This window comes from Streptomyces ferrugineus, from assembly GCF_015160855.1.
Lineage (GTDB): Bacteria > Actinomycetota > Actinomycetes > Streptomycetales > Streptomycetaceae > Streptomyces > Streptomyces ferrugineus.
In genome coordinates this window covers 3,326,868-3,349,194 of record NZ_CP063373.1, presented here as the reverse complement: position 1 = coordinate 3,349,194, position 22,327 = coordinate 3,326,868, and the positions used below count along the sequence as shown (strand labels likewise).

18 protein-coding genes are annotated in these 22,327 nt (G+C 70.8%); 5 read left to right on the top strand and 13 right to left on the bottom strand.

The features are described from left to right. Nucleotides 1-34 precede the first annotated feature (34 nt). Nucleotides 35-967, bottom strand: a complete 933-nt coding sequence (fmt, locus tag IM697_RS15330; protein ID WP_194048237.1) for a methionyl-tRNA formyltransferase — start codon at nt 965-967, stop codon at nt 35-37. Between the two features lie 333 nt (nt 968-1,300). On the opposite strand from fmt, the gene IM697_RS15325 reads away from it, so the two are divergent. After that, nucleotides 1,301-1,843: a hypothetical protein gene (locus IM697_RS15325; protein WP_194048236.1), complete on the top strand. Its 543-nt coding sequence runs from the start codon at nt 1,301-1,303 to the stop codon at nt 1,841-1,843. Between the two features lie 79 nt (nt 1,844-1,922). Here the strand turns inward: IM697_RS15325 and IM697_RS15320 are convergent, their stop codons facing one another. Beyond that, nucleotides 1,923-4,079, bottom strand: coding sequence for a primosomal protein N' (locus tag IM697_RS15320; protein WP_194048235.1), 2,157 nt, complete (start codon nt 4,077-4,079; stop codon nt 1,923-1,925). Nucleotides 4,080-4,474: 395 nt separating this feature from the next. On the opposite strand from IM697_RS15320, the gene IM697_RS15315 reads away from it, so the two are divergent. The 4 genes from IM697_RS15315 to IM697_RS15300 are packed head-to-tail and all read left to right on the top strand — an operon-like array spanning nt 4,475 to nt 9,579. Next, entirely contained in the window at nt 4,475-5,815 is a 1,341-nt protein-coding gene (locus IM697_RS15315) for a helix-turn-helix domain-containing protein (RefSeq protein WP_228044678.1), read from the top strand. A gap of 52 nt (nt 5,816-5,867) precedes the next feature. Continuing rightward, on the top strand, nt 5,868-6,578 hold the full coding sequence (locus IM697_RS15310) for a toll/interleukin-1 receptor domain-containing protein (RefSeq protein ID WP_194048234.1): 711 nt from the start codon (nt 5,868-5,870) through the stop codon (nt 6,576-6,578). Further along, entirely contained in the window at nt 6,575-8,476 is a 1,902-nt protein-coding gene (locus IM697_RS15305; protein WP_194048233.1) for a hypothetical protein, read from the top strand. The genes IM697_RS15310 and IM697_RS15305 overlap by 4 nt, the downstream gene beginning before the upstream one ends. Next, complete coding sequence (locus IM697_RS15300) at nt 8,473-9,579, top strand: hypothetical protein (protein ID WP_194048232.1); 1,107 nt, start codon at nt 8,473-8,475, stop codon at nt 9,577-9,579. Before IM697_RS15305 ends, IM697_RS15300 begins: the two co-directional genes overlap by 4 nt. Before the next feature lie 62 nt (nt 9,580-9,641). On the opposite strand, the gene metK is transcribed toward IM697_RS15300, so the two are convergent. From metK to IM697_RS15245, 11 genes are all read right to left on the bottom strand, one after another. Beyond that, entirely contained in the window at nt 9,642-10,850 is a 1,209-nt protein-coding gene (metK, locus tag IM697_RS15295) for a methionine adenosyltransferase (RefSeq protein ID WP_194048231.1), read from the bottom strand. 230 nt (nt 10,851-11,080) lie between these two features. Further along, nucleotides 11,081-12,292 carry a bifunctional phosphopantothenoylcysteine decarboxylase/phosphopantothenate--cysteine ligase CoaBC gene (coaBC, locus tag IM697_RS15290; RefSeq protein WP_194048230.1) on the bottom strand — a complete coding sequence of 404 codons (1,212 nt, stop codon included), beginning with the start codon at nt 12,290-12,292 and terminating at the stop codon, nt 11,081-11,083. A 163-nt stretch (nt 12,293-12,455) separates the two neighbouring features. Next, a complete protein-coding gene (rpoZ, locus tag IM697_RS15285; RefSeq protein ID WP_003988945.1) occupies nt 12,456-12,728 on the bottom strand; it encodes a DNA-directed RNA polymerase subunit omega in 273 nt (90 codons plus the stop codon). Nucleotides 12,729-12,793: 65 nt separating this feature from the next. Then, complete coding sequence (gene gmk / locus IM697_RS15280; RefSeq protein ID WP_194048229.1) at nt 12,794-13,351, bottom strand: guanylate kinase; 558 nt, start codon at nt 13,349-13,351, stop codon at nt 12,794-12,796. A gap of 59 nt (nt 13,352-13,410) precedes the next feature. Next, nucleotides 13,411-13,734 carry an integration host factor gene (locus IM697_RS15275; RefSeq protein WP_003977346.1) on the bottom strand — a complete coding sequence of 108 codons (324 nt, stop codon included), beginning with the start codon at nt 13,732-13,734 and terminating at the stop codon, nt 13,411-13,413. Nucleotides 13,735-14,022: 288 nt separating this feature from the next. After that, on the bottom strand, nt 14,023-14,862 hold the full coding sequence (pyrF, locus tag IM697_RS15270) for an orotidine-5'-phosphate decarboxylase (RefSeq protein ID WP_194048228.1): 840 nt from the start codon (nt 14,860-14,862) through the stop codon (nt 14,023-14,025). Beyond that, nucleotides 14,859-15,965: a quinone-dependent dihydroorotate dehydrogenase gene (locus IM697_RS15265; RefSeq protein ID WP_194048227.1), complete on the bottom strand. Its 1,107-nt coding sequence runs from the start codon at nt 15,963-15,965 to the stop codon at nt 14,859-14,861. Before IM697_RS15265 ends, pyrF begins: the two co-directional genes overlap by 4 nt. A 54-nt stretch (nt 15,966-16,019) precedes the next feature. Continuing rightward, nucleotides 16,020-19,328, bottom strand: coding sequence for a carbamoyl-phosphate synthase large subunit (gene carB, locus IM697_RS15260; RefSeq protein WP_194048226.1), 3,309 nt, complete (start codon nt 19,326-19,328; stop codon nt 16,020-16,022). Then, nucleotides 19,321-20,478, bottom strand: coding sequence for a glutamine-hydrolyzing carbamoyl-phosphate synthase small subunit (gene carA, locus IM697_RS15255; protein WP_194048225.1), 1,158 nt, complete (start codon nt 20,476-20,478; stop codon nt 19,321-19,323). Before carA ends, carB begins: the two co-directional genes overlap by 8 nt. Beyond that, nucleotides 20,475-21,044 (bottom strand): PH-like domain-containing protein, encoded by a 570-nt coding sequence (locus IM697_RS15250; RefSeq protein ID WP_194048224.1) that lies wholly within the window; start codon nt 21,042-21,044, stop codon nt 20,475-20,477. The genes carA and IM697_RS15250 overlap by 4 nt, the downstream gene beginning before the upstream one ends. Next, nucleotides 21,041-22,327, bottom strand: a complete 1,287-nt coding sequence (locus IM697_RS15245; RefSeq protein ID WP_194048223.1) for a dihydroorotase — start codon at nt 22,325-22,327, stop codon at nt 21,041-21,043. The genes IM697_RS15250 and IM697_RS15245 overlap by 4 nt, the downstream gene beginning before the upstream one ends.

The following is a 22,327-nucleotide window of genomic DNA, read 5'->3' as shown; positions in this document are numbered from 1 at the left end:
CCTACGTCGCACGGTCACCCCGGCGTACGGCCGGTCACGCCCCGAGGCTCTCCCCGTCACCGATCCGTACGCCCCGCGCCCAGTCCGCGGCGCGCATCGGCTTCTTCCCCTGTGCCTGCACCCACAGCAGCTCAACGGCGTACGAGCCGGTCCCCACGTACACGTTGTTCTTCCCGACGGAGAGCTCGCCGGGCGCGAGGTCGTCCCGCCCCGGCACCGGCCGCACCTGGATGAGCTTGAGCCGTTCACCGCGGAAGACGGTCCAGGCACCCGGCGCGGGGGTGCATCCGCGCACGACGCGGTCGACGCGCAGGGAGGGGGCGTGCCAGTCGACGCGGGCGTCCTCGACGTTGACCTTGGGGGCGAGGGTGACGCCTTCGGAGGGCTGCGGTACGGCCTTCACCGTGCCGTCCTCGATCCCGTCCATGGTCGCGGCGAGCAGCCCGGCGCCGGCGAGGGCGAGCCGGGTCAGCAGGTCGCCGCTGGTGTCGGTGGGCCGGATCTCCTCGGTGACGGTGCCGTAGACGGGCCCGGAGTCGAGCCCTTCCTCGATGAGGAAGGTGGAGGCTCCGGTGATCTCGTCGCCCGCCATGATGGAGTGCTGCACGGGCGCGGCCCCACGCCAGGCGGGCAGCAGCGAGAAGTGCAGGTTGACCCAGCCGTGGGCCGGCACGTCGAGGGCGACGCGGGGCAGCAGGGCGCCGTAGGCGACGACGGGGCAGCAGTCGGGCGCGATCTCCCTGAGCCGTTCGAGGAACTCGGGATCACGGGGCTTGGCGGGCTTGAGCACCTCGATCCCTGCCTCCTCCGCCCGCTCGGCCACCGGGCTCGCCACCAGCCTGCGCCCGCGCCCGGCCGGCGCGTCGGGCCGCGTGACAACGGCGGCCACGTCGTGCCGCCCGGAGGCGATCAGGGCGTCCAGAGCGGGAACGGCGACCTCGGGGGTACCGGCGAAGACGAGCTTCATGGGTGGGCACGGGCCTCTCGGGCGGGGTTGGCTGGGCAGCGCTCAAGTCTATGTGCGCTGTGCGCGGGGGCTCACCCCGGCGGCAGCGGAAGGCGTGCACCCGATTCCCCCGCACGGACGGATCAGCCGCGACGACGAGCAATCCCCCCAGGTGGACCCGGCCCTTCGGCCAAGGCGCGCACCCCCGAAGGGAGCGTAGGCATATGCCCACACGCCCCCATTGCGTGACCCGCGGAGCGCTCCCGCGTTGGTCAAGAAAGAGTTGACCACAACGGGCCGCACCCGCCGTACTCGCGGCCCCTTTCCTTCAACGCCGGTTCGAGAGGCTTGTTCATGGCCGACCACGCAACCCACGACGCCCAGGCTCGGGCCAGCCTGCACTTGCTGGTGCGGGACATCGAGCGGGTCCGCCGGCAGGTGGACGCACTGCGCACACTCACCGCGCAACTGGGCAACGTCTACCGCCCGCGCCGCTCCGGCCCCTCCACGGGCTTCGTCGTCTACGGACGCGCCCCCGCCCCGACGGTCCGTCTCGCCCAGGAGCTGCGGGACAGTGTCGAAACCCTGGTCACGGCAGCCGTGGACTTCGACCGCTCACTCGGCTTCTCCTGGGACGCGGTGGGTTCCGCCCTCGGCGTCACCAAGCAGGCGGTACACCGTCGTTACGGCGCACGCCGCGCCGCCACCCAGGCCGCGGCCGAGGCGGAGCGCACGGCCGAGCCCTCGGGCACCCGGACGGTCAACGTCTCCACCGCCATCCCCACGGTTCCGACGGTCCCCGCGGCCCGCTCCATGCCGACGCAGCCGACGGCAGGCAGCCCCGGCCTGCGCGACGAGGCCAGGCCCACGGCGTTCCCCGGCCCTCGCAACGGCTGATGCCCCCGTACTCTGCCCTCCCGAAGCGCACGCGGGAGGGCAGAGCCCTACCCAGCCCTCACCACCAGCCCCGACGCCCTCACCCGATGCCGGGCGGATCAACCCGGACCCACACCGCGACCTCCCCCGCCCCGCGTGCCATCCGGGCGGCCTGCGCGGTCTTCAGCGCGGCGGCCAACGCGGCCCCGCTCCCTGGCGGAACCCGGACCAACGCCCGGTCCCACTGCTCCCCGGCCGGCGGCGCCCCCACCCGCCGAGGCCGACCCACCGCGGTGACGGGCAGCGGCACGGGCCCCAACACCTCGGCCTCCGGCGGCAGTTCGGCCGTACGGAGAAACTCTTCGACCGCCTCCCCCGGCCCGGCCACGGAAGCCATCCGGGACACCGGCGGAAACCCCAGCTCGGCCCGCTCGGCGAGCTCGCGCACCGCATGCCCGACGGGGTCCCACCGCACCAGCGCCTGCACGGGCCGCAGCGTGGGCTCGGCGAGGACGACCACCGTCCCCCCGGCACTCTGCGGCCGTACCAGCGAGGCGGCCCCGATCCACCGCCGCAGCGCGTCCTCGCCCGCCCGCAGATCGGGCCGCCCGAGCATCGCCCAGCCGTCCAGCAGCAACGCGGCCGCATACCCGCCCTCGGCGACGGGCTCGGCCCCCGGCGTGCTCACCACCAGCGAGGGCGTGCCCGGCACGGTGTCCAGCACCTGCTCACGCCCGGAGGTCCGCACCGGAACGGCGGGAAACGCCCGCCCCAGCTCCTCGGCGGTCCGCCGCGCACCCACCACCTGAGCCCGCAGCCGGAACCCACCGCACTCCTGACAGTGCCAGGAGCCCTCCTCGCGCCCGCACCACCCGCATCGCAGCTCGGCCCCGGAGCCCCGCGCCTCCAGCGGCCCGGAGCAGTGCCGGCACCGAGCGGGGACGCGGCAGTTGGCGCAGGCCATCCGCGGCACATATCCACGCCGAGGCACCTGCACCAGCACCGGCCCGTGCCGCAGCCCCTCCCGCACCGCCTGCCAGGCGAGGGTGGGCAACCGGGCGGCCCGCGCGGCCTCGTCCCGCGCGAGATCCCCGTCCCCCACGGTCCGTACGAGCGGAGCCGCGCCCCGCACCTGCTCGCGCGCGGCGACCAAGGGCCGGGCCCAGCCACTCTCCACGAGCTGGGCCGCCTCGACGGTGCAGCTCCAACTCCCCAGCAGAAAGCCGCACTTGTCCTGCGCGGCCCGCAGCAAGAGCACTTCCCTCGCATGGGGCTGCGGGGCATGCTGCTCGCTGTGGCTGTCGTCGCCGTCGTCCCAGAGGGCGACCAGCCCGAGATCCCGCACCGGGGCGAACATCGCGGCCCGTGTCCCCACGACCGCCCGCACGCTCCCCCGCCGCACCGCGAGCCACTCCCGGTACCGCTTCTCGGGCCCGGCATCGGCGGTCAGCACCGCATGCCGCCCCTTGCCCATCAGCGAAGTCAGGGCGGCGTCGACCCGAGCGACCGCCCGCCCGTCCGGCAGCACGACCAGCGCCCCACGCCCCGAGGCCAGCGTGGCGACGACGGCCCGGGCGATCTCCTCACTCCACGCGGGCCCGGGCAACGCGTTCCACACGGCCCGCGGCGCACCCCCGGAGGCGAGCGCCTCCAGAAATCCGGCCCCCCGCTCGTACCGCTCCCAGGACCCCGCCTCGGGCCGACCAGGCACGGGAAGCGGCTCCGGCGAGGGCCGCTGCTCGGCCCGGGCACTGCGCGGCGGCACGGCGAGCTGCAGCACATCGGCCAGCCCTCCGGCGTACCGATCGGCAACGGCCCGCGCGAGCCCCAGCAACTCCTCGCTCAACACCCGCTCGGGCGAAACGACCTGCGCAAGCGCCGCCAGCGGCCCGGAGTAGTCCGACTCGGCAACCCGCTCGATGAGGAACCCGTCGATGAGCCCCCCGCCCTCGCGCCGCCCCTCACGCACCCGATGCCGCCCGGCGCCGAACCGCACCCGCACCCGCACCCCGGGCTGCGCGTCCGCGTCCAGCTCCTCCGGCACGGCATAGTCGAAGTACCGGTCGAGGTGCAGCACACCCTTGTCGACCAGCACCCGCGCCACGGGCAGTTCCTTGGCCAGCGCGGCACCCCGCCAGGTCCGCGGCTTGGCCCTGGGCACACCGGCCTTGCGCACACTCTCCCGAATGAGCGCAAGCTGCTCGGGCGGCGGCGCCCCCTCGGCCCCACCACCCGACTGCCCGTTCTCGCTGCTCACGCTTGCATTCTTACCAAACGCCACTGACAACCGACGGCGCCCGAGTTCCCCAACGGCGACGGACCGCCCCCTGCCTTGGACCACTCGCCCACGCCACCGGGACCACCCGGCCGACGGCGGGATTCGAACCCGCGGGGGCCACAGCCCCGAAGTACCCGTCCCCTTCGCACCGGAAGATCACCACCATACGAATCCACAAGCCCGACTCTCCAGCCAATTCCGTGCCCGTTTCGGCCGCCGGGTTCGAGCCGCGCTTTCCGATGCCCTCCGTCCCGGTATCAGAACTGGAAACGGGAAACTCCGCCGCCTGTCTTGCTCGAGCCGCTCACGCGGCTGACGCTGATGGCATCGGACGGCCCGGGAGACCAGGGGCGTCGGCCCAAGGGGGGAGTCAGGTGCTGGAGCAGCCACCTGTGTTCGGCGCCGAGTTACGCCGTCTGCGCATCGCGGCCGGACTCACGCTGACACAGCTCGCGTCGTCGGTGCATTACAGCAAGGGACAACTCAGCAAGATCGAGACCGGCCACAAGCGCCCGTCCCCCGAACTGGCACGTCTGTGCGACGCCGCGCTCGACGCACACGGCACGCTCGCCGCCCTGGTCCCCGCCCGGCCGCCGAGGGACTCCGCCGTCCAGGCCCTGGACTGCGATCCGGTCGCCTCCGGGACTGCAGGAGCCGTGCCCCACGTGGACAGCCCGAGATCGCCGACTCCACCCTCACGTCGCCAGGTGATCGCCGTAGGAGCCGCGGCCGTCCTGTCGGTCGGGCCCGGCGACGAGGTGACGACCGCCGGCGCCCGATCCGCATCCGCCAACAGACCGGCGATCAGCCCCACGGCCCCGGGCGAGCCGTTGCTGGACACATACCGCACCCTGCTGGCTCAGTACCGTCGCCTCGGCCAGATGTCGCCTCCGAGCGCCCTCCTCCCCGTGCTCGCCGAGCAGACACGCGCGCTGCGCGCACTCGCGGAGCGGACGGGTTCCCGGTCCGGCCGTGAACTGCTCGCCCTGGCCGCACGTTTCGCCGAGTTCACGGGCTGGCTGGCGCAAGAGGCGAGCGACGAGAGCGCCGCGTTGCGGTGGACCGCACATGCCGTGGACCTGGCTGACGCCTCCGGTGACCGAGATCTCGCGTCGTACGCCCTGGTGCGCCGAGCACTGATCACGTACTACCGAGGCGAGGCCGACGACACCATCGGCCTGGCCGAAGGCGCGCTCTCCGACCGGCTGCCTCCGCGCATCCGGGGCCTGGCCGCCCAGCGCGAGGCACAGGGACATGCGCTCGCGGGTGATCACGACGCCTGCATGCGCGGCCTGGACCGAGCGCGCGAGCTGCTCACCGCGGATCCGGGCTCGCCCCCCGCGGCACCGGTCCTGGGCACGACCCACCTCGATGACCCGGTGTCCATGATCACGGGCTGGTGCCTGGTCGACCTCGGCAGACCACGCGCGGCCTCCGAAATCCTCGACCGTGAGTGCGCGCGACTTCCCACGGACGCCTGGCGCACCCAGGTCCGCTACGGCGTCCGCCGTGCCCTCGCGCACGCGCGCGCCGGAGAGATCGACCACGCCTGCCGGCTCACCGAGCGACTGCTCCCACTCGCCGTGAACGTGTCCTCCGCGACCATCGCCACGGACCTGCGCCGTCTGTCGCGCACTTTGTCCCGCCATTCCCGCAGCCGGTCGTACCTGGCGATCGCCCCGCGTCTCACGGCCGCCCTCGCCCTCACGCCCTAGCGGCGGAACTCACGTTCCCGTCTCGTCCTTCCTACAGAGAGGTCGTTCTGTCATGCCCGACGTCTTCATCAACTACCGCACCGGCGACGGAGAGCAGGCAGCCGCCACCATCGAGGAAGCCCTGTCCGCGCGGTTCGGGAAGGATCGGATCTACTTCGCCAGCAAGTCGATCCCGCCCGGCACGCCCTTCGACGGCCATCTGATCCACGGGGTGCGCCGCAGTGGGGTGCTCCTGGCCCTGATAGGCCCCGGCTGGACAGGGCACGCCGCACTGCGGAGCGACGGCGACTGGGTGCGCAGGGAGATCCAGGAGGCGTTCCTGTGCGACATCCGTGTCATCCCGGTCCTGGTCGGCCGTCGGACCGAACGCCCCGCCAAGGACGAGTTGCCCGTCCCGCTGAGGAAGCTCACGGACTGTCAGAGCCTGCGCTACGACCACCAGAACAAGGAATACGACCTGAAGCAGATCGGGGACACGCTGGCCAGGCTCGTGCCGGAGCTCGCCGCTGTCGACCGTGAGGCCCACACCGAGCTGCCGCCCTCCGCCACGCACCACAACACCGCGGGTGACACGTACGGAACTGGCGTGCAGGGCACGGTCAACGGAGACGTCAGCACCGTACGAGAGGCCCATGGCCCCGTCCACATCGGACCCAGCAACGTGCGCATGGGCGACGGCGGCAACTACTTTCAGGGTGGCGTCGAAGGCGGATTCCGGCAGAACTTCGACCGCTCGCGTCCTGAGGAGGACGACGAGCGGTGAGCGATCGAAACGGGGACACCTACAACGTCTACGTCGGAACCGAGCCGCTCCTGCGGACTCCCCCGTCGACGCCACGCCGCGTCGCCGACGATCAACTCGCTCGACTGCAGCAACAGTTCGCGCGGCCCGACGGTATGGGTGCGGCGTACGACGTCCTGGCGGGCGAGCACACGGTCATCCTTCACGGGGAAGCCGGCAGCGGACGCAGCTCGGCGGCCCGCGTCCTGCTGTGCGAACTCCCGCAGGGCAGGGGCACCTATCACGAACTCACGCCGGAGGAACCCGAGGTGCCCTCCGGGCAGTGGCTCTCCCTCGACCTCGTCGGCGAACAGGACCGTATGCTCCTCGACCTGACGTCGGTGGACGAGCGGACCTGGCGCAAGGTGCACGACGAGCTGTCCGGGTTCCGGCATGAGGTCCTGGCTCAGGGCGCCTTTCTCGCCCTGGTCCTGCCGCGCCCGTTCGAGGAGCAGCTCGGGCCGCAGTTCACGCAGTTCCGCAGGAAGATCGGCCGTCCCGACGCCTGGGAAGCCGTCAACCGGCATCTGTGGCTCGCCGGGGTCCATGAGAGCGTCCGGGATCTGGCACCTCCCGCCTTGCGCACCTATTTGGACAGTGGGCCTCCGCTGCGGGACGTGGGCCGGCTGGCGGAACGAATCGGCGTCGCCGCCCGTGGGCCGGGCGACTTCGCCTCCTGGTGCGAGGCCGCCCTGGCGGCTCAGAAGGACCGCACCCGCGATGTCGCCGAGGCCATCCAGGGCCTGCGCAAGGGCAGACAGCGCGCCCTGTTCCTCACGGCGGCCATGCTGGAAGGCGCACCCGCCGAGGCGGTGCACCGCGCCACGAACCTCCTCGTCGATGAGGCGGGTTCCACCCATGACGACCGCCCGCTCCTGGAACACAAGGGACTCTCCCTGCGGCTGGAGACCGTGGGAGCCGAACTCGACTCGGACGCACGGGTGCACTTCACCGAACCAGGCGTCGCGGAAGCGGCACGCCACCGCTTCTGGACCGACCTGCCCGACGTTCGGGAGCCGCTCAACAACTGGCTGGTCAAAGCCTTGAGGCTGCGAGGACTCGACGAGTCCGACTTGGCCGAACTGGTGGCGCGATTCACCGACCTGTGTGTGAGCACAGATGACACCGAACGCCTCACCAAACTCGTCGAACGGTGGACGCGGGACTCGGCGCACCGCGCGACCGAGGTACGGGCAGCCGCTCACCTCCTCAAACGGGGCCTCGAGAACGAGCGGTCCGGTGGCGAGTTCCGATCGAGGATCTACGCCTGGAGCACGGGCCGCCCGTCGAAGCATCTGCGCGACGTGCTGGTCGAGGTCTGCGCGAAGGTGATGTCGGTCCACCACCCCGAACCCGCACTGGTACGGCTTCACCACCTGGCCCGCAACGAGTCGCACCCGAGCGTGGTGGCCCGCCGGGCTCTGCTCGACCACGTCAGCCAGGACGTCCGGCTGCAGCGGCGGCTGCTCGCCAGGCTGGCCACCGCGCAGGCCGAACGTCATCACCGCGCCGACGCGGATCTGTTCCTGGACTTGACGGGGTTGCCCGACGGCTTCCTCCTCACCGCACCGCCACGGGAGTGGCTCACCTCCTGCTGGCGCATGGCTTTCGATCTGCTCACCCCGAATCGCTGGGCGCGCTGCACCACACGCTGGCTGGTCACCGCGGACCGGACCAAGGGCGAGGCTCTCGTCGAGGCGGCGCTGAGCATCCTGGTGGACGCCTCCGACATGCGTTATCCGGTGCTCAGCCGCATCTACGCGGACGCCCGCCGGACCGTTTCGCCCGACCTGGCCTCGCACCTCCTGCAATCGATCAACACCGCGCAGCGTGCCCGCTTCACCCATCGCGCGCCCGACCTGGAGGAGTCCCCGTCATGAGTTCCGGCCAGAAGACCGTCTCGGCGTTCCTGAGCCTGATCAGCGCGCTGCTCGTCCTCATCCTCGGGCTGACACTGCACTGGCCCCTGTGGATCTGGCTGAGCGCGATCGCGGTGCTCCTCGCCGCCTGGTCCCTCGCGACGTACTCGGCCATCCGCGCGCGCAGGAGCGATCCGTTCCCGCCGGGATCCCTGATCGAGCAACCGGCTCCCCCACCCGTGGAACGCCGGGAGCAGTACGTGAGCCGGGTCCCGCTGCCCAGCAGGGAGGCCGACTACGACTTCCTGTTCTCGGCCAGGGTGCGCTGGACCCCGACCGACCCTGCGGCGAGCGACCAGTTGATCAACCCCGGAGCGCTGGCCGTGCAGGCCGTACTCGCCCGCGCCGGCCGGATCACCGCCACCATGCATCCCTTCAGAAGCTCTCTCGTCCAGCATCAGCTCAATGCCGCGCTGGGAGTCATGGAGGCGGACCACGACGGTCATCTGCACGCGATGGCGTTGGAAGTCGAGCTCACCCTCACGGAGCAGGACCAGGAACGGCTGGACCGGTTGGCGGCGATCCGCAAGGACGAGGCCGTGTGGGAGCACCAGCGCAAGTACGAGCAGAACAAACGCGAGTACCTGGGCGACGACGTCCTCACGAGCACGGGCAGCGCGGTCGTGTGGTGGCTGGCGAAGAACGACGACCACGTCGAGAAGACCGTCAAGGACATCGGACTCCTCGCCCGGCTCTCCTCAGCGGCAAACGACCGGGAGGTCGACGAACCCTTCCGGTACCTGGTCCCGGAGGCGTACCCGCCCGGCCCGGAGCACGACCGGATCATGGCGGCCCCCGACCCGGGAGAGACTCCGTTCGAGCACCTTGCCACCCCGGCGGATCTGTTCTCGGACTTCTTCCGCAAGGTCGGATTCCGTCCCGGGGAGGACGAGGCCGCGCTCGTCGCCGATCAGGTGGCGATGGCGATCGCCTCCCGGGACGCGGTGACCGCCGACGAGATACGCCGCCGCTTCGGCGGCGCGCAGGCTCCTCCGCACACGAACGGTGCCGGACCGGCGCCGGCGGATGTCGACACCGACTTCGACCGGCCGCACGACACCTGACAAACGCCGAGGCCCGGCCCCCGAAGGGAACCGGGCCTCCTACGACCTCGTGGCGCCGGGCCCTACAGCCCCGCCGCCTTCCGCAGCGCCTCCACCCGGTCCGTGCGCTCCCAGGTGAACTCCGGCAGCTCGCGGCCGAAGTGGCCGTAGGCGGCCGTCTGGGCGTAGATCGGGCGGAGCAGGTCCAGGTCGCGGATGATGGCCGCCGGGCGGAGGTCGAAGACCTCGTCGATGGCCTTCTCGATCTTCTCGGTGTCGATCTTGGCGGTGCCGAAGGTCTCGACGAACAAGCCGACCGGCTCGGCCTTGCCGATCGCGTACGCCACCTGCGCCTCGCAGCGCGAGGCCAGGCCGGCCGCGACGACGTTCTTGGCGACCCAGCGCATCGCGTACGCCGCCGAGCGGTCCACCTTGGACGGGTCCTTGCCGGAGAAGGCGCCGCCGCCGTGGCGGGCCATGCCGCCGTAGGTGTCGATGATGATCTTCCGGCCGGTCAGGCCCGCGTCGCCCATCGGACCGCCGATCTCGAAGCGGCCGGTGGGGTTGACCAGGAGGCGGTAGTTCTCGGTGTCCAGCTTGATGCCGTCGTCGAGGAGCGCCTTCAGCTCCGGCTCGACCACGAACTCCCGGATGTCGGGAGCCAGCAGCGAGTCCAGGTCGATGTCGGAGGCGTGCTGCGAGGAGACGACCACCGTGTCCAGACGGACCGCCTTGTCGCCGTCGTACTCGATGGTGACCTGCGTCTTGCCGTCCGGGCGCAGGTAGGGGATGGTGCCGTTCTTGCGGACCTCGGACAGGCGCTTGGACAGGCGGTGCGCCAGGAAGATCGGCAGCGGCATCAGCGTGGGCGTCTCGTCCGTCGCGTAGCCGAACATCAGGCCCTGGTCACCGGCGCCCTGACGGTCCAGCTCGTCCTCGTCGCCCTCGACCCGGGACTCGTACGCCGTGTCCACGCCCTGCGCGATGTCGGGGGACTGCGCGCCGATCGACACCGACACGCCGCAGGAGGCGCCGTCGAAGCCCTTCTTGGAGGAGTCGTAGCCGATCTCGAGGATCTTGTTGCGGACCAGCGTCGCGATGTCCGCGTACGTCTTGGTCGTAACCTCTCCGGCCACGTGTACCAGGCCGGTCGTGATCAGGGTCTCGACGGCGACCCGGGACGTCGGGTCCTCGCGCAGAAGCGCGTCGAGAATGGTGTCGCTGATCTGGTCAGCGATCTTGTCGGGGTGACCCTCGGTCACGGACTCCGAGGTGAACAGGCGACGGGACACAACGCTCCCTGTGGTTGCAGCGGCTGCTGGCTGATCATTGGCGGACGGGACGGGGGCTGCGCCCGACGTCGTCCGAGGACAGTTTATCTGTCGCGCCCGGTCACGGACCCCCTGTCTCGCCTCTCGGGAGGGCTGTGACCTGCGGCACGGGCATTCTGCCCAATGTCACCTGCCCTTGACCAGGGACGCCACACCGGAATCGAGGAAGCCTCCGGTGCGGCCCGAGCGCATCAAACATTTCCCCCCAGCCGTCGCGCCACCAGGTCCCACACAGTTTCGGCCAGGGCCTCCTTGGGCCCGTGCGGTACCGGAGTCTCGCTGCCGTCGGCGCCCAGGACCACCGCCTCGTTCTCCTCGGAGCCGAAGGTCTTGCGCTCCCCCACCTCGTTCACCACGAGCAGGTCACACCCCTTGCGCTCCAGCTTCTTGCGGCCGTTGGCCAGGACGTCGTCCGTCTCGGCCGCGAAGCCGACGATCACCTGACCGGGGCGGGCGCGGTCGGTCGAGATCTCCGCGAGGATGTCCGGATTCCGCACCAGGACGATGGGCTCCGGCTCCTGGTCGTCCTTCTTCTTGATCTTCCCGGCCGCGTACGTCGCCGGGCGGAAGTCGGCGACCGCGGCCGCCATCACCACCGCGTCGGCGTCCGACGCCGCCTTGAGGACCGCCTCCCGCAGCTGCACGGCGGTGCCGACCGGCACGACGTCCACGCCCGCCGGGTCGGGCAGCGCGGCGTTGGCGGAGATCAGCGTGACCCGGGCGCCCCGGGCGGCGGCGGTGCGGGCGAGGGCGTAGCCCTGCTTGCCGGAGGAGCGGTTGCCGAGGAAGCGGACGGGGTCGAGGGGCTCGCGCGTGCCGCCGGCGCTGATGACGACATGGCGGCCCTCGAGGTCCGGCTCGGTGACGCCCCGGGCCAGCACCCGGCGGCAGACCTCGAAGATCTCGGCCGGCTCGGGCAGTCGGCCCTTCCCGGTGTCGACGCCGGTGAGGCGGCCGACGGCGGGCTCGATGACGACCGCGCCGCGCCGGCGCAGCGTCGCCACGTTCTCCTGAGTGGCCGGATGCTCCCACATCTCGGTGTGCATGGCGGGGGCGAAGACCACCGGGCAGCGGGCCGTGAGCAGGGTGTTGGTGAGCAGGTCGTCGGCGAGGCCGTGCGCGGCTCTGGCGAGGGTGTCGGCCGTGGCCGGGGCGACGATGACCAGGTCGGCGTGCTGGCCGATGCGGACGTGCGGGACCTCGTGGACGTCGTCCCAGACCTCGGTCGAGACGGGGTTGCCGGACAGGGCGGACCAGGTGGCGGCGCCGACGAAGTGCAGTGCGGAGGCGGTCGGCACGACCCGGACGTCATGGCCGGACTCCGTGAGTCTGCGCAGCAGCTCACACGCCTTGTACGCGGCGATGCCGCCGCTGACCCCCAGAACGACCTTCGGCTTGTCCACCGGGACTCCCACTCGTTGAACCGACGACTCCATGCTGCATCACAGCGGGGGACGACCCCCGCACCCCCGCACCCCCGCACCCCCGCACCCCCGAGCAGACCACAGGCCCGGCAGTCGGGCTGCCGGGCCTGTGGAAAAGCCAGCTCAAAGCTGAAAATACTACTTACTGCGCCGGGCCCTCGACGGCCTCGGACGTCAGCAGACCCGCGTTGATCTCGCGCAGGGCGATCGAGAGCGGCTTCTCGTGGACGTGGGTGTCGACGAGCGGACCGACGTACTCGAGGAGGCCCTCGCCGAGCTGCGAGTAGTACGCGTTGATCTGGCGGGCCCGCTTGGCCGCGTAGATCACGAGGCTGTACTTCGAGTCGGTGGCCTCGAGAAGCTCGTCGATCGGCGGGTTGATGATGCCCTCGGGCGCGGAGATGGAAGAGGACACGCTCTACCTTCCGATGGATGGGAAAGATTCAGTGTGAATGATCAAGCCTGAAGGGTCAGGCACGATCACACAACGTCCATCAAGGCTAGCAGCTCGCGCGCCACGTCCTCGACGGAGGTGTTGACCAAGGTCACGTCGAACTCCGGCTCGGCCGCCAGCTCGACCTTCGCCGCGTCCAGCCGACGCTCGATCACCTCGGGCGGCTCGGTGCCCCGTCCGGTGAGTCTGCGCACGAGCTCCTCCCAGGAGGGAGGAGCCAGGAACACCAGGTGAGACTCGGCCATGGACTCGCGGACCTGCCGCGCGCCCTGGAGGTCGATCTCCAGCAGGACGGGCTCACCCGCCTCCAGCCGCTCCAGCACGGCCGCACGCGGCGTGCCGTAGCGGTTGCCGGCGAACTCGGCCCACTCCAGCAGCTCGCCGTTGGCGATCAGCTTGTCCATCTCGTCGTCGGTGACGAAGAAGTAGTGGACTCCATGCCGCTCGCCGGGGCGGGGCTTGCGGGTCGTCGCCGACACCGAGAGCCAGACCTCGGGGTGTTCCTTGCGCATATGGGCGACGACCGTGCTCTTGCCGACCCCGGAGGGGCCGGAGAGCACGGTCAGCCGCGGACGTTCACTCATGCAGCGATTATTCCAGCAATCCCGGAGTGCCCGGGACTCCCTGTCCCAAGAGCCGGGACTCAGGAGCCGGTGCTGCCGAACTCACGCTCCAGGGAGGCGATCTGGTTGGAGCCGAGGCCACGCACGCGGCGGCTCTCGGAGATGCCGAGTCGCTCCATGATCTGCTTGGCGCGGACCTTGCCCACGCCCGGCAGGGACTCGAGCAGTGCGGAGACCTTCATCTTGCCGATGACGTCGTTCTCCTGGCCCTGCTTGATGACCTCGTGAAGGGAGGCGCCGGAGTGCTTGAGTCGATTCTTGACCTCGGCCCGCTCCCGGCGAGCCGCGGCGGCCTTTTCGAGCGCGGCTGCGCGCTGTTCAGGGGTAAGGGGCGGAAGAGCCACGCCTACGTCACCTCGGATGTCGAACTGTCGGATACGGACCGGTGAGGAACCTAGTCGCCCCACACCTGGGGAGCCACGAGCAACACGCTTGCCCGTTGACTCTCGTCGGAGACTAGCGGGCAAGTCCGCCAGAGTCAGCGAGAACAGCGGAAAAGTCCTGGTCAGCCTCTGTCAGGTCGGACATTTAGGACATAATGCCCCGGATTTGAGGATGTATTCAGACTCAAGCCGACCGCGGGCCACTCATCGGAGGACTCCCGCGACCGGCTCGAACGCCCCTGACGGCGGTCACGCACCCGACACAGCGCTGACGATCTCGTCGGCGAAGCGTGACGCGGCCTCACGCAGCGCGACGACGTCCGGTCCGTGCCGCAGCACACCCCGGCTGACGTTCGGGACGACATTGCGCACCGCGGCGCCGAAGACCCGCGGAAGATCCGCCGGCGTAGCACCCTGGGCCCCGATGCCGGGGGCGAGGAGCGGACCGTTGATGGACAGGTCGTACGTCGACAGGTCGCCGAGCGTCGCGCCGACGACCGCCCCGAAGGAGCCCAGGGGCTCCTCCCCCTCGTTCTCGGCCGCCAGGTGCGCCAGCATCGTCGCGCCGACGGTGCGGCCGTCGGCGCGGACCGCGTGCTGCACCTCGCCGCCCTCGGGGTTCGAGGTCAGCGCGAGCACGAACAGGCCTGCGCCGCTCTGCCGGGCCAGCACGACGGCCGGCGAGAGCGATCCGTAGCCGAGGTACGGCGAGACGGTCAGCGCGTCGGAGAACAGCGGGGAGTCCTTGCTCAGGAAGGACTCGGCGTACGCGGCCATGGTCGAGCCGATGTCGCCGCGCTTGGCGTCCATCACCACCAGCGCACCGGCCGCCCGCGCCTCCTCGACCGACTTCTCCAGGACGGCGATACCGCGCGACCCGAAGCGCTCGAAGAACGCGCTCTGCGGCTTGAGTACGGCGACCCGGTCGGCCATCGCCTCGACGACGGTACGGCTGAAGCGCTCAAGGCCGGCCACATCGTCGTTCAGGCCCCATTCGGCGAGCAGGGAGGCGTGCGGGTCGATGCCGACGCACAGCGGGCCGCGCTCGTCCATGGCGTGGCGCAGTCGTGCGCCGAAGGGCTCGGTCATGCCGTCTTCCTCACGTCGGCGCCGACCGCGTCGGCGAGGGTGGCGTACGGGCTCGTGCGCAGGCGCGCGGCGAGGCCCTTGTGGATGGCACGGCCCCAGAAGGGCCCCTGGTAGATGAACGCGCTGTATCCCTGCACGAGCGTGGCACCGGCGAGGATGCGCTGCCAGGCGTCCTCGGCGTTCTCGATGCCGCCGACGCCCACGAGGGTGATGCGGTCGCCCACGCGCGCGTAGAGGCGCCGCAGCACCTCCAGGGAGCGGGCCTTCAGGGGGGCGCCGGAGAGTCCGCCGGTCTCCTTCACAAGCGAGGGTTCGGACTTCAGACCGAGCCCCTCGCGCGCGATGGTGGTGTTGGTGGCGATGATCCCGTCCAGGCCGAGTTCGACGGCCAGGTCCGCGACGGCGTCGACGTCCTCGTCGGCGAGGTCCGGCGCGATCTTCACGAGGAGCGGGACGCGACGGCTGGTGACCGTGCGGTCGGCCGCCTCGCGGACGGCGCTCAGCAGCGGCCGCAGGGCCTCGGTGGCCTGGAGGTCGCGCAGGCCGGGCGTGTTGGGCGAGGAGACGTTCACGACCAGGTAGTCGGCGTACGGCGCGAGCCGCTCGGTCGACTTCACGTAGTCGCCGACGGCCTCCGCCTCCGGGACGACCTTGGTCTTGCCGATGTTGACGCCCACGACGGTCCTGAAGACCGGCTCACGGGACGCCAGGCGGGCCGCCACGGCCAGCGAGCCCTCGTTGTTGAAGCCCATGCGGTTGATCAGCGCCCGGTCCTTCACGAGCCGGAACAGCCGCCGCTTGGGGTTGCCCGGCTGCGCCTCGCCGGTCACCGTGCCGATCTCGACGTGGTCGAAGCCCAGCATCGACATCCCGTCGATCGCGACCGCGTTCTTGTCGAAGCCGGCGGCGAGCCCGAAGGGGCCGTGCATGCGCAGCCCGAAGGCCTCGGTGCGCAGCTCCTTGTAGCGGGGTGCGAGGGCGGCGGCGACGAAGGTGCGCAGCACGGGGATCCCGACGGCGAGTCGGATCCAGCGGAAGGCCAGGTGGTGGGCCTGCTCGGGGTCCATCCGTTGGAAGACCAGACGGAAGAAAAGCTTGTACATGTAAGTGTCCTCACGAAGAGGGGGACACCGTTTCCGGTGTCCCCCTCAGGGCTGCTAGTCGCGGGCCGCGGTCAGATGCTCGGCGTGTTCCTGCAGTGAACGCACGCCCACATCACCGTGGTTGAGGGCGTCGATGCCCTGGACGGCGGCGGCGAGGGCCTGGACCGTCGTCAGACAGGGCACGGAGCGCGCCACGGCCGCCGTACGGATGTCGTAGCCGTCGAGGCGGCCGCCGGTGCCGTACGGGGTGTTGACGATGAGGTCGACCTCGCCGTCGTGGATGAGCTGGACGATGGTCCGCTCGCCGTTCGGGCCGGTGCCCTCGGACTGCTTGCGCACGACGGTGGCGTTGATGCCGTTGCGCTTGAGCACCTCGGCCGTGCCGGACGTGGCGAGCAGCTCGAAGCCGTGCGCGACGAGTTCGCGCGCGGGGAAGATCATCGAGCGCTTGTCGCGGTTGGCGACCGAGATGAAGGCGCGGCCCTTGGTGGGCAGCGGGCCGTAGGCGCCCGCCTGCGACTTGGCGTACGCCGTGCCGAAGACGGAGTCGATGCCCATGACCTCGCCGGTGGAGCGCATCTCCGGGCCGAGGACGGTGTCGACGCCGCGGCCGTGGATGTCGCGGAAGCGCGACCACGGCATGACGGCCTCCTTGACGGAGATCGGCGCGTCGAGCGGCAGCTCGCCGCCGTCGCCGTTCGCCGGCAGCAGGCCCTCGGCTCGCAGTTCGGCGATGGTCGCGCCCAGCGAGATCCGGGCGGCGGCCTTCGCCAGCGGCACCGCGGTCGCCTTCGAGGTGAAGGGAACCGTGCGGGACGCGCGCGGGTTGGCCTCCAGGACGTAGAGGATGTCGCCGGCCATCGCGAACTGGATGTTGATCAGGCCGCGCACGCCGACGCCCTTGGCGATGGCCTCGGTCGAGGCCCGCAGACGCTTGATGTCGAAGCCGCCGAGCGTGATCGGGGGCAGGGCGCACGCCGAGTCGCCGGAGTGGATACCGGCCTCCTCGATGTGCTCCATGACGCCGCCGAGGTAGAGCTCGGTGCCGTCGTAGAGGGCGTCCACGTCGATCTCGATCGCGTCGTCCAGGAACCGGTCGACGAGGACCGGCCGCGAGGGGCTGATCTCGGTCGACTCGGCGATGTAGGACTCCAGCCGGGTCTCGTCGTACACGATCTCCATGCCGCGCCCGCCGAGGACGTACGACGGCCGCACCAGGACCGGGTAGCCGATCTCGTCGGCGATGGCCTTGGCCTCGGCGAAGGTGGTGGCGGTGCCGTGCTTGGGGGCCGGGAGGCCGGCCTCCTTCAGGACCTGGCCGAAGGCGCCGCGGTCCTCGGCGGCGTGGATGGCCTCCGGGGACGTACCGACGATCGGCACACCGCTGTCCTTCAGGGCCTGCGACAGGCCCAGCGGGGTCTGGCCGCCGAGCTGCACGACGACACCCGCCACCGGGCCGGCCTGCTGCTCCGCGTGGACGATCTCCAGCACGTCCTCCAGCGTCAGCGGCTCGAAGTACAGGCGGTCGGAGGTGTCGTAGTCCGTGGAGACGGTCTCCGGGTTGCAGTTGACCATCACGGTCTCGTACCCGGCGTCGCTCAGCGCGAAGGAGGCGTGGACGCAGGAGTAGTCGAACTCGATGCCCTGGCCGATGCGGTTGGGGCCGGAGCCCAGGATGATGACGGCCGGCTTCTCGCGCGGGGCGACCTCGGTCTCCTCGTCGTAGGAGGAGTAGAAGTACGGCGTCTTCGCGGCGAACTCGGCGGCGCAGGTGTCGACCGTCTTGTAGACCGGGCGGATGCCGAGCGCGTGCCGCACCTCGCGCACGACGTCCTCGCGCAGCCCGCGGATCTCGCCGATCTGCTGGTCGGAGAAGCCGTGCCGCTTGGCCTCGGCGAGCAGTTCGGGGGTGAGCTCCGGCGCCTCGGCGAGCTCGTCGGCGATCTCCTTGATGAGGAAGAGCTGGTCGACGAACCAGGGGTCGATCTTCGTGGCCTCGAAGACCTCCTCCGGCGTGGCGCCCGCGCGGATGGCCTGCATGACGGCGTTGATACGGCCGTCGGTCGGGCGGACCGCCTCTTCGAGGAGGAGTGCCTTGTCGCCGGGCTCGCCGACGAAGGTGAACTGGCTGCCCTTCTTCTCCAGTGAGCGCAGCGCCTTCTGGAAGGCCTCGGTGAAGTTGCGGCCGATGGCCATGGCCTCGCCGACCGACTTCATGGTCGTCGTCAGCGTGGAGTCCGCCTGCGGGAACTTCTCGAAGGCGAAGCGGGGCGCCTTCACCACCACGTAGTCGAGCGTCGGCTCGAAGGAGGCCGGGGTCTCCTGGGTGATGTCGTTCGGGATCTCGTCGAGGGTGTAGCCGACGGCCAGCTTGGCGGCGATCTTGGCGATCGGGAAGCCGGTCGCCTTGGAGGCGAGGGCCGACGAACGCGACACGCGCGGGTTCATCTCGATGACGATGACACGGCCGTCGTCCGGGTTCACCGCGAACTGGATGTTGCAGCCACCGGTGTCGACGCCGACCTCGCGGATGACGGCGATGCCGATGTCGCGCAGGATCTGGTACTCGCGGTCGGTGAGCGTCATCGCGGGCGCCACGGTGATCGAGTCACCGGTGTGCACGCCCATCGGGTCGAAGTTCTCGATGGAGCAGACGACCACGACGTTGTCGTGCTTGTCGCGCATCAGCTCCAGCTCGTACTCCTTCCAGCCGAGGATGGACTCCTCCAGGAGCACCTCGGTGGTGGGAGACAGGGTCAGACCCTGGCCGGCGATGCGGCGCAGCTCCTCCTCGTCGTGGGCGAAGCCGGAGCCGGCGCCGCCCATGGTGAAGGACGGGCGGACGACGACCGGGTAGCCGCCGAGGGTCTCGACGCCCTTGAGGACGTCGTCCATGGAGTGGCAGATGACCGAGCGGGCCGACTCGCCGTGGCCGATCTTGGCGTTGACCGTGTCGACGACCAGCTTGAACTGGTCGCGGTCCTCGCCCTTGTGGATCGCCTCGACGTTGGCGCCGATCAGCTCGACGCCGTACTTCGCCAGCACGCCGTTCTCGTGCAGCGAGATCGCCGTGTTGAGGGCCGTCTGGCCGCCCAGGGTGGGCAGCAGCGCGTCCGGCCGCTCCTTGGCGATGATCTTCTCGACGAACTCGGGGGTGATCGGCTCGACGTAGGTGGCGTCGGCGATCTCCGGGTCGGTCATGATCGTCGCCGGGTTGGAGTTCACGAGGACGACGCGCAGGCCCTCGGACTTCAGGACGCGGCACGCCTGGGTGCCGGAGTAGTCGAACTCGGCGGCCTGGCCGATGACGATCGGGCCGGAGCCGATGACCAGGACGGACTGGATATCGGTGCGCTTAGGCACGCTGGCCCTCCATCAGGGATACGAAGCGGTCGAACAGGTAGGCGGCGTCGTGCGGGCCCGCTGCCGCTTCGGGGTGGTACTGGACGCTGAAGGCCGGCTTGTCGAGGAGGTGAAGGCCCTCCACCACGTTGTCGTTGAGGCAGACGTGGGAGACCTCGGCGCGGCCGTAGGGGGTGTCGGAGACCTTGTCGGTCGGGGCGTCCACGGCGAAGCCGTGGTTGTGCGCGGTGACCTCGACCTTGCCGGTCGTACGGTCCTGCACGGGCTGGTTGATGCCGCGGTGGCCGTACTTCAGCTTGTAGGTGCCGAAGCCGAGGGCGCGGCCCAGGATCTGGTTGCCGAAGCAGATGCCGAAGAGCGGGGTGCCGCGCTCCAGGACGGCCCGCATGACGGAGACCGGGTGGTCGGCGGTGGCCGGGTCGCCCGGGCCGTTGGAGAAGAACACGCCGTCGGGGTTGACGGCGTACACGTCCTCGGCGGTCGCCGTGGCCGGCAGCACATGGACCTCGATGCCGCGCTCGGCCATGCGGTGCGGGGTCATGCCCTTGATGCCGAGGTCGACGGCGGCGACGGTGAACTTCTTCTCGCCGATCGCCGGGACGACGTACGTCTCCTTGGTGGCGACCTCGGCGGAGAGGTCGGCGCCCTTCATCTCGGGGGCCTGGCGGACCTCGGCGAGCATGGTGCCCTCGTCGGGCAGCGCGTTGCCGGAGAAGATGCCGACGCGCATGGCGCCGCGCTCGCGCAGATGGCGGGTCAGCGCGCGCGTGTCGATGCCGGAGATGCCGACGACGCCCTGGTGGCGCAGCTCGTCGTCCAGCGAGCGCCGGGAGCGCCAGTTGGACGGCACGCGCGCGGGGTCGCGCACGACGTAGCCGGCGACCCAGATCCGCTTGCTCTCCGGGTCCTCGTCGTTGACGCCGGTGTTGCCGACGTGCGGGGCGGTCATCACGACGACCTGGCGGTGGTAGGAGGGGTCGGTGAGGGTCTCCTGGTAGCCGGTCATGCCGGTGGAGAACACGGCCTCGCCGAAGGTCACCCCCACGGCCCCGTAGGCGCGGCCGCGGAAGGTCCGGCCGTCCTCCAGGACGAGTACGGCGGGAGCCGCCTTGTGCCTCTGGGAGGCGGTCCCCTGGATGGAGGTCGTCATCGTTCGGCGCCTTCCGTGCTGTTGTTCTTGATCATGGAGTTAATGACGTCGACCCACTCGTTGTGCTCCGCCGCGTGGTCCGAGCGGAACCCGGAGTCGATCAGCCGGTCGCCGTGTGCCCAGGTCACCACGAGCAGTCCGCCCTCGGTGAGGACCTTGCCGGCGATGCCCTTGTCGAGCCGGGCCTCGCGCAGTCGCGCGGCCGGGACGAAGAAATCGCTCGCACCGGGGCGTACGACGTCCAGTCCCGCGTCCGTCAGGGTGAGCTCGACCCGGCTGCGGGTGCCCAGGCCGTGCGCCACGATGCGGTCCAGCCACTGACCGGCGGTGGTGGAGCCGTGGTAGCGGCCGCTCATGCTCAGTCTGGCCGGGCCGGGGTCGTCCGGCGCGCCGGGCAGCTCGGGCAGATCGCCCTGGAGCGTGCCGCGCCATTTCCAGCCCTCGCGCATCAGCCAGTAGACGAGCGCGATGAAGAGGGCGAGTCCGACGACCCAGCCGATGCGGGCGGCCCAGTCGGTGACCTCGGCCGATTCCTTCTCGGCGGCCAGCAGGATTACAGGTGTCACGTGAGCTTCCCGTCGACGAGCGTGGCCTTGCCCCGGAGCCACGTGTGCGTGACACGGCCCGGCAGCTCACGCCCCTCGTACGGAGTGTTGCGGCTGCGCGAGGCGAAGCCCGCGGGGTCCACGGACCCACGGTATTCCGTGTCGACGAGCATGAGGTTGGCGGGCTCACCAGCCGAGACGGGACGGCCGTGGCCCTTCGCCCGCCCGATCTCGGCGGGCTTGAAGGACATGCGCTCGGCGACCCCGGCCCAGGTGAGGAGCCCGGTGTCCACCATGGTCTCCTGCACCACTGACAACGCGGTCTCCAGGCCGACCATCCCCATGGCGGCCGCGGCCCACTCGCAGTCCTTGTCCTCGTGCGGGTGCGGGGCGTGGTCGGTGGCGACGATGTCGATCGTGCCGTCCGCGAGGGCCTCGCGCAGCGCCAGCACGTCACGCTCGGTGCGCAGCGGCGGGTTCACCTTGTAGACCGGGTTGTAGGTGCGCACCAGCTCGTCGGTGAGGAGCAGGTGGTGCGGGGTGACCTCGGCGGTGACGTCGATGCCGCGGGACTTGGCCCAGCGCACGATCTCGACGGAGCCGGCGGTCGACAGGTGGCAGATGTGGACGCGGGAGCCGACGTGCTCGGCGAGCAGGACATCCCGGGCGATGATCGATTCTTCGGCCACCGCGGGCCAGCCGCCCAGGCCCAGCTCGGCGGAGACGACGCCCTCGTTCATCTGGGCGCCCTCGGTCAGCCGCGGCTCCTGCGCGTGCTGGGCGACGACACCTCCGAAGGCCTTCACGTACTCCAGCGCGCGTCGCATGATCACGGCGTCGTCCACGCACTTGCCGTCGTCGGAGAAGACGGTGACGCCGGCCGCCGACTCGTGCATGGCGCCCAGCTCGGCGAGCTTCTTGCCCTCCAGGCCGACGGTGACGGCGCCGATGGGCTGCACGTCGCAGTAGCCGTGCTCCCGGCCCAGTCGCCAGACCTGCTCGACGACACCGGCGGTGTCGGCGACGGGGAAGGTGTTGGCCATGGCGAACACGGCCGTGTAGCCGCCGGAGGCCGCCGCGCGCGTGCCGGTCAGCACGGTCTCGGAGTCCTCGCGCCCGGGCTCGCGCAGATGCGTGTGCAGGTCGACCAGGCCCGGCAGCAGCACCTTGCCGTCCGCCTCGACGACCTGGGCGCCCTCGGCGCTCAGAGCGGTGCCGACCTCGGCGATGGCCCCGCCGTCGATCAGCACGTCCTGCGGCTCGCCGCCGAGCACCTTCGCACCACGGATCAGGATCTTGCTCAT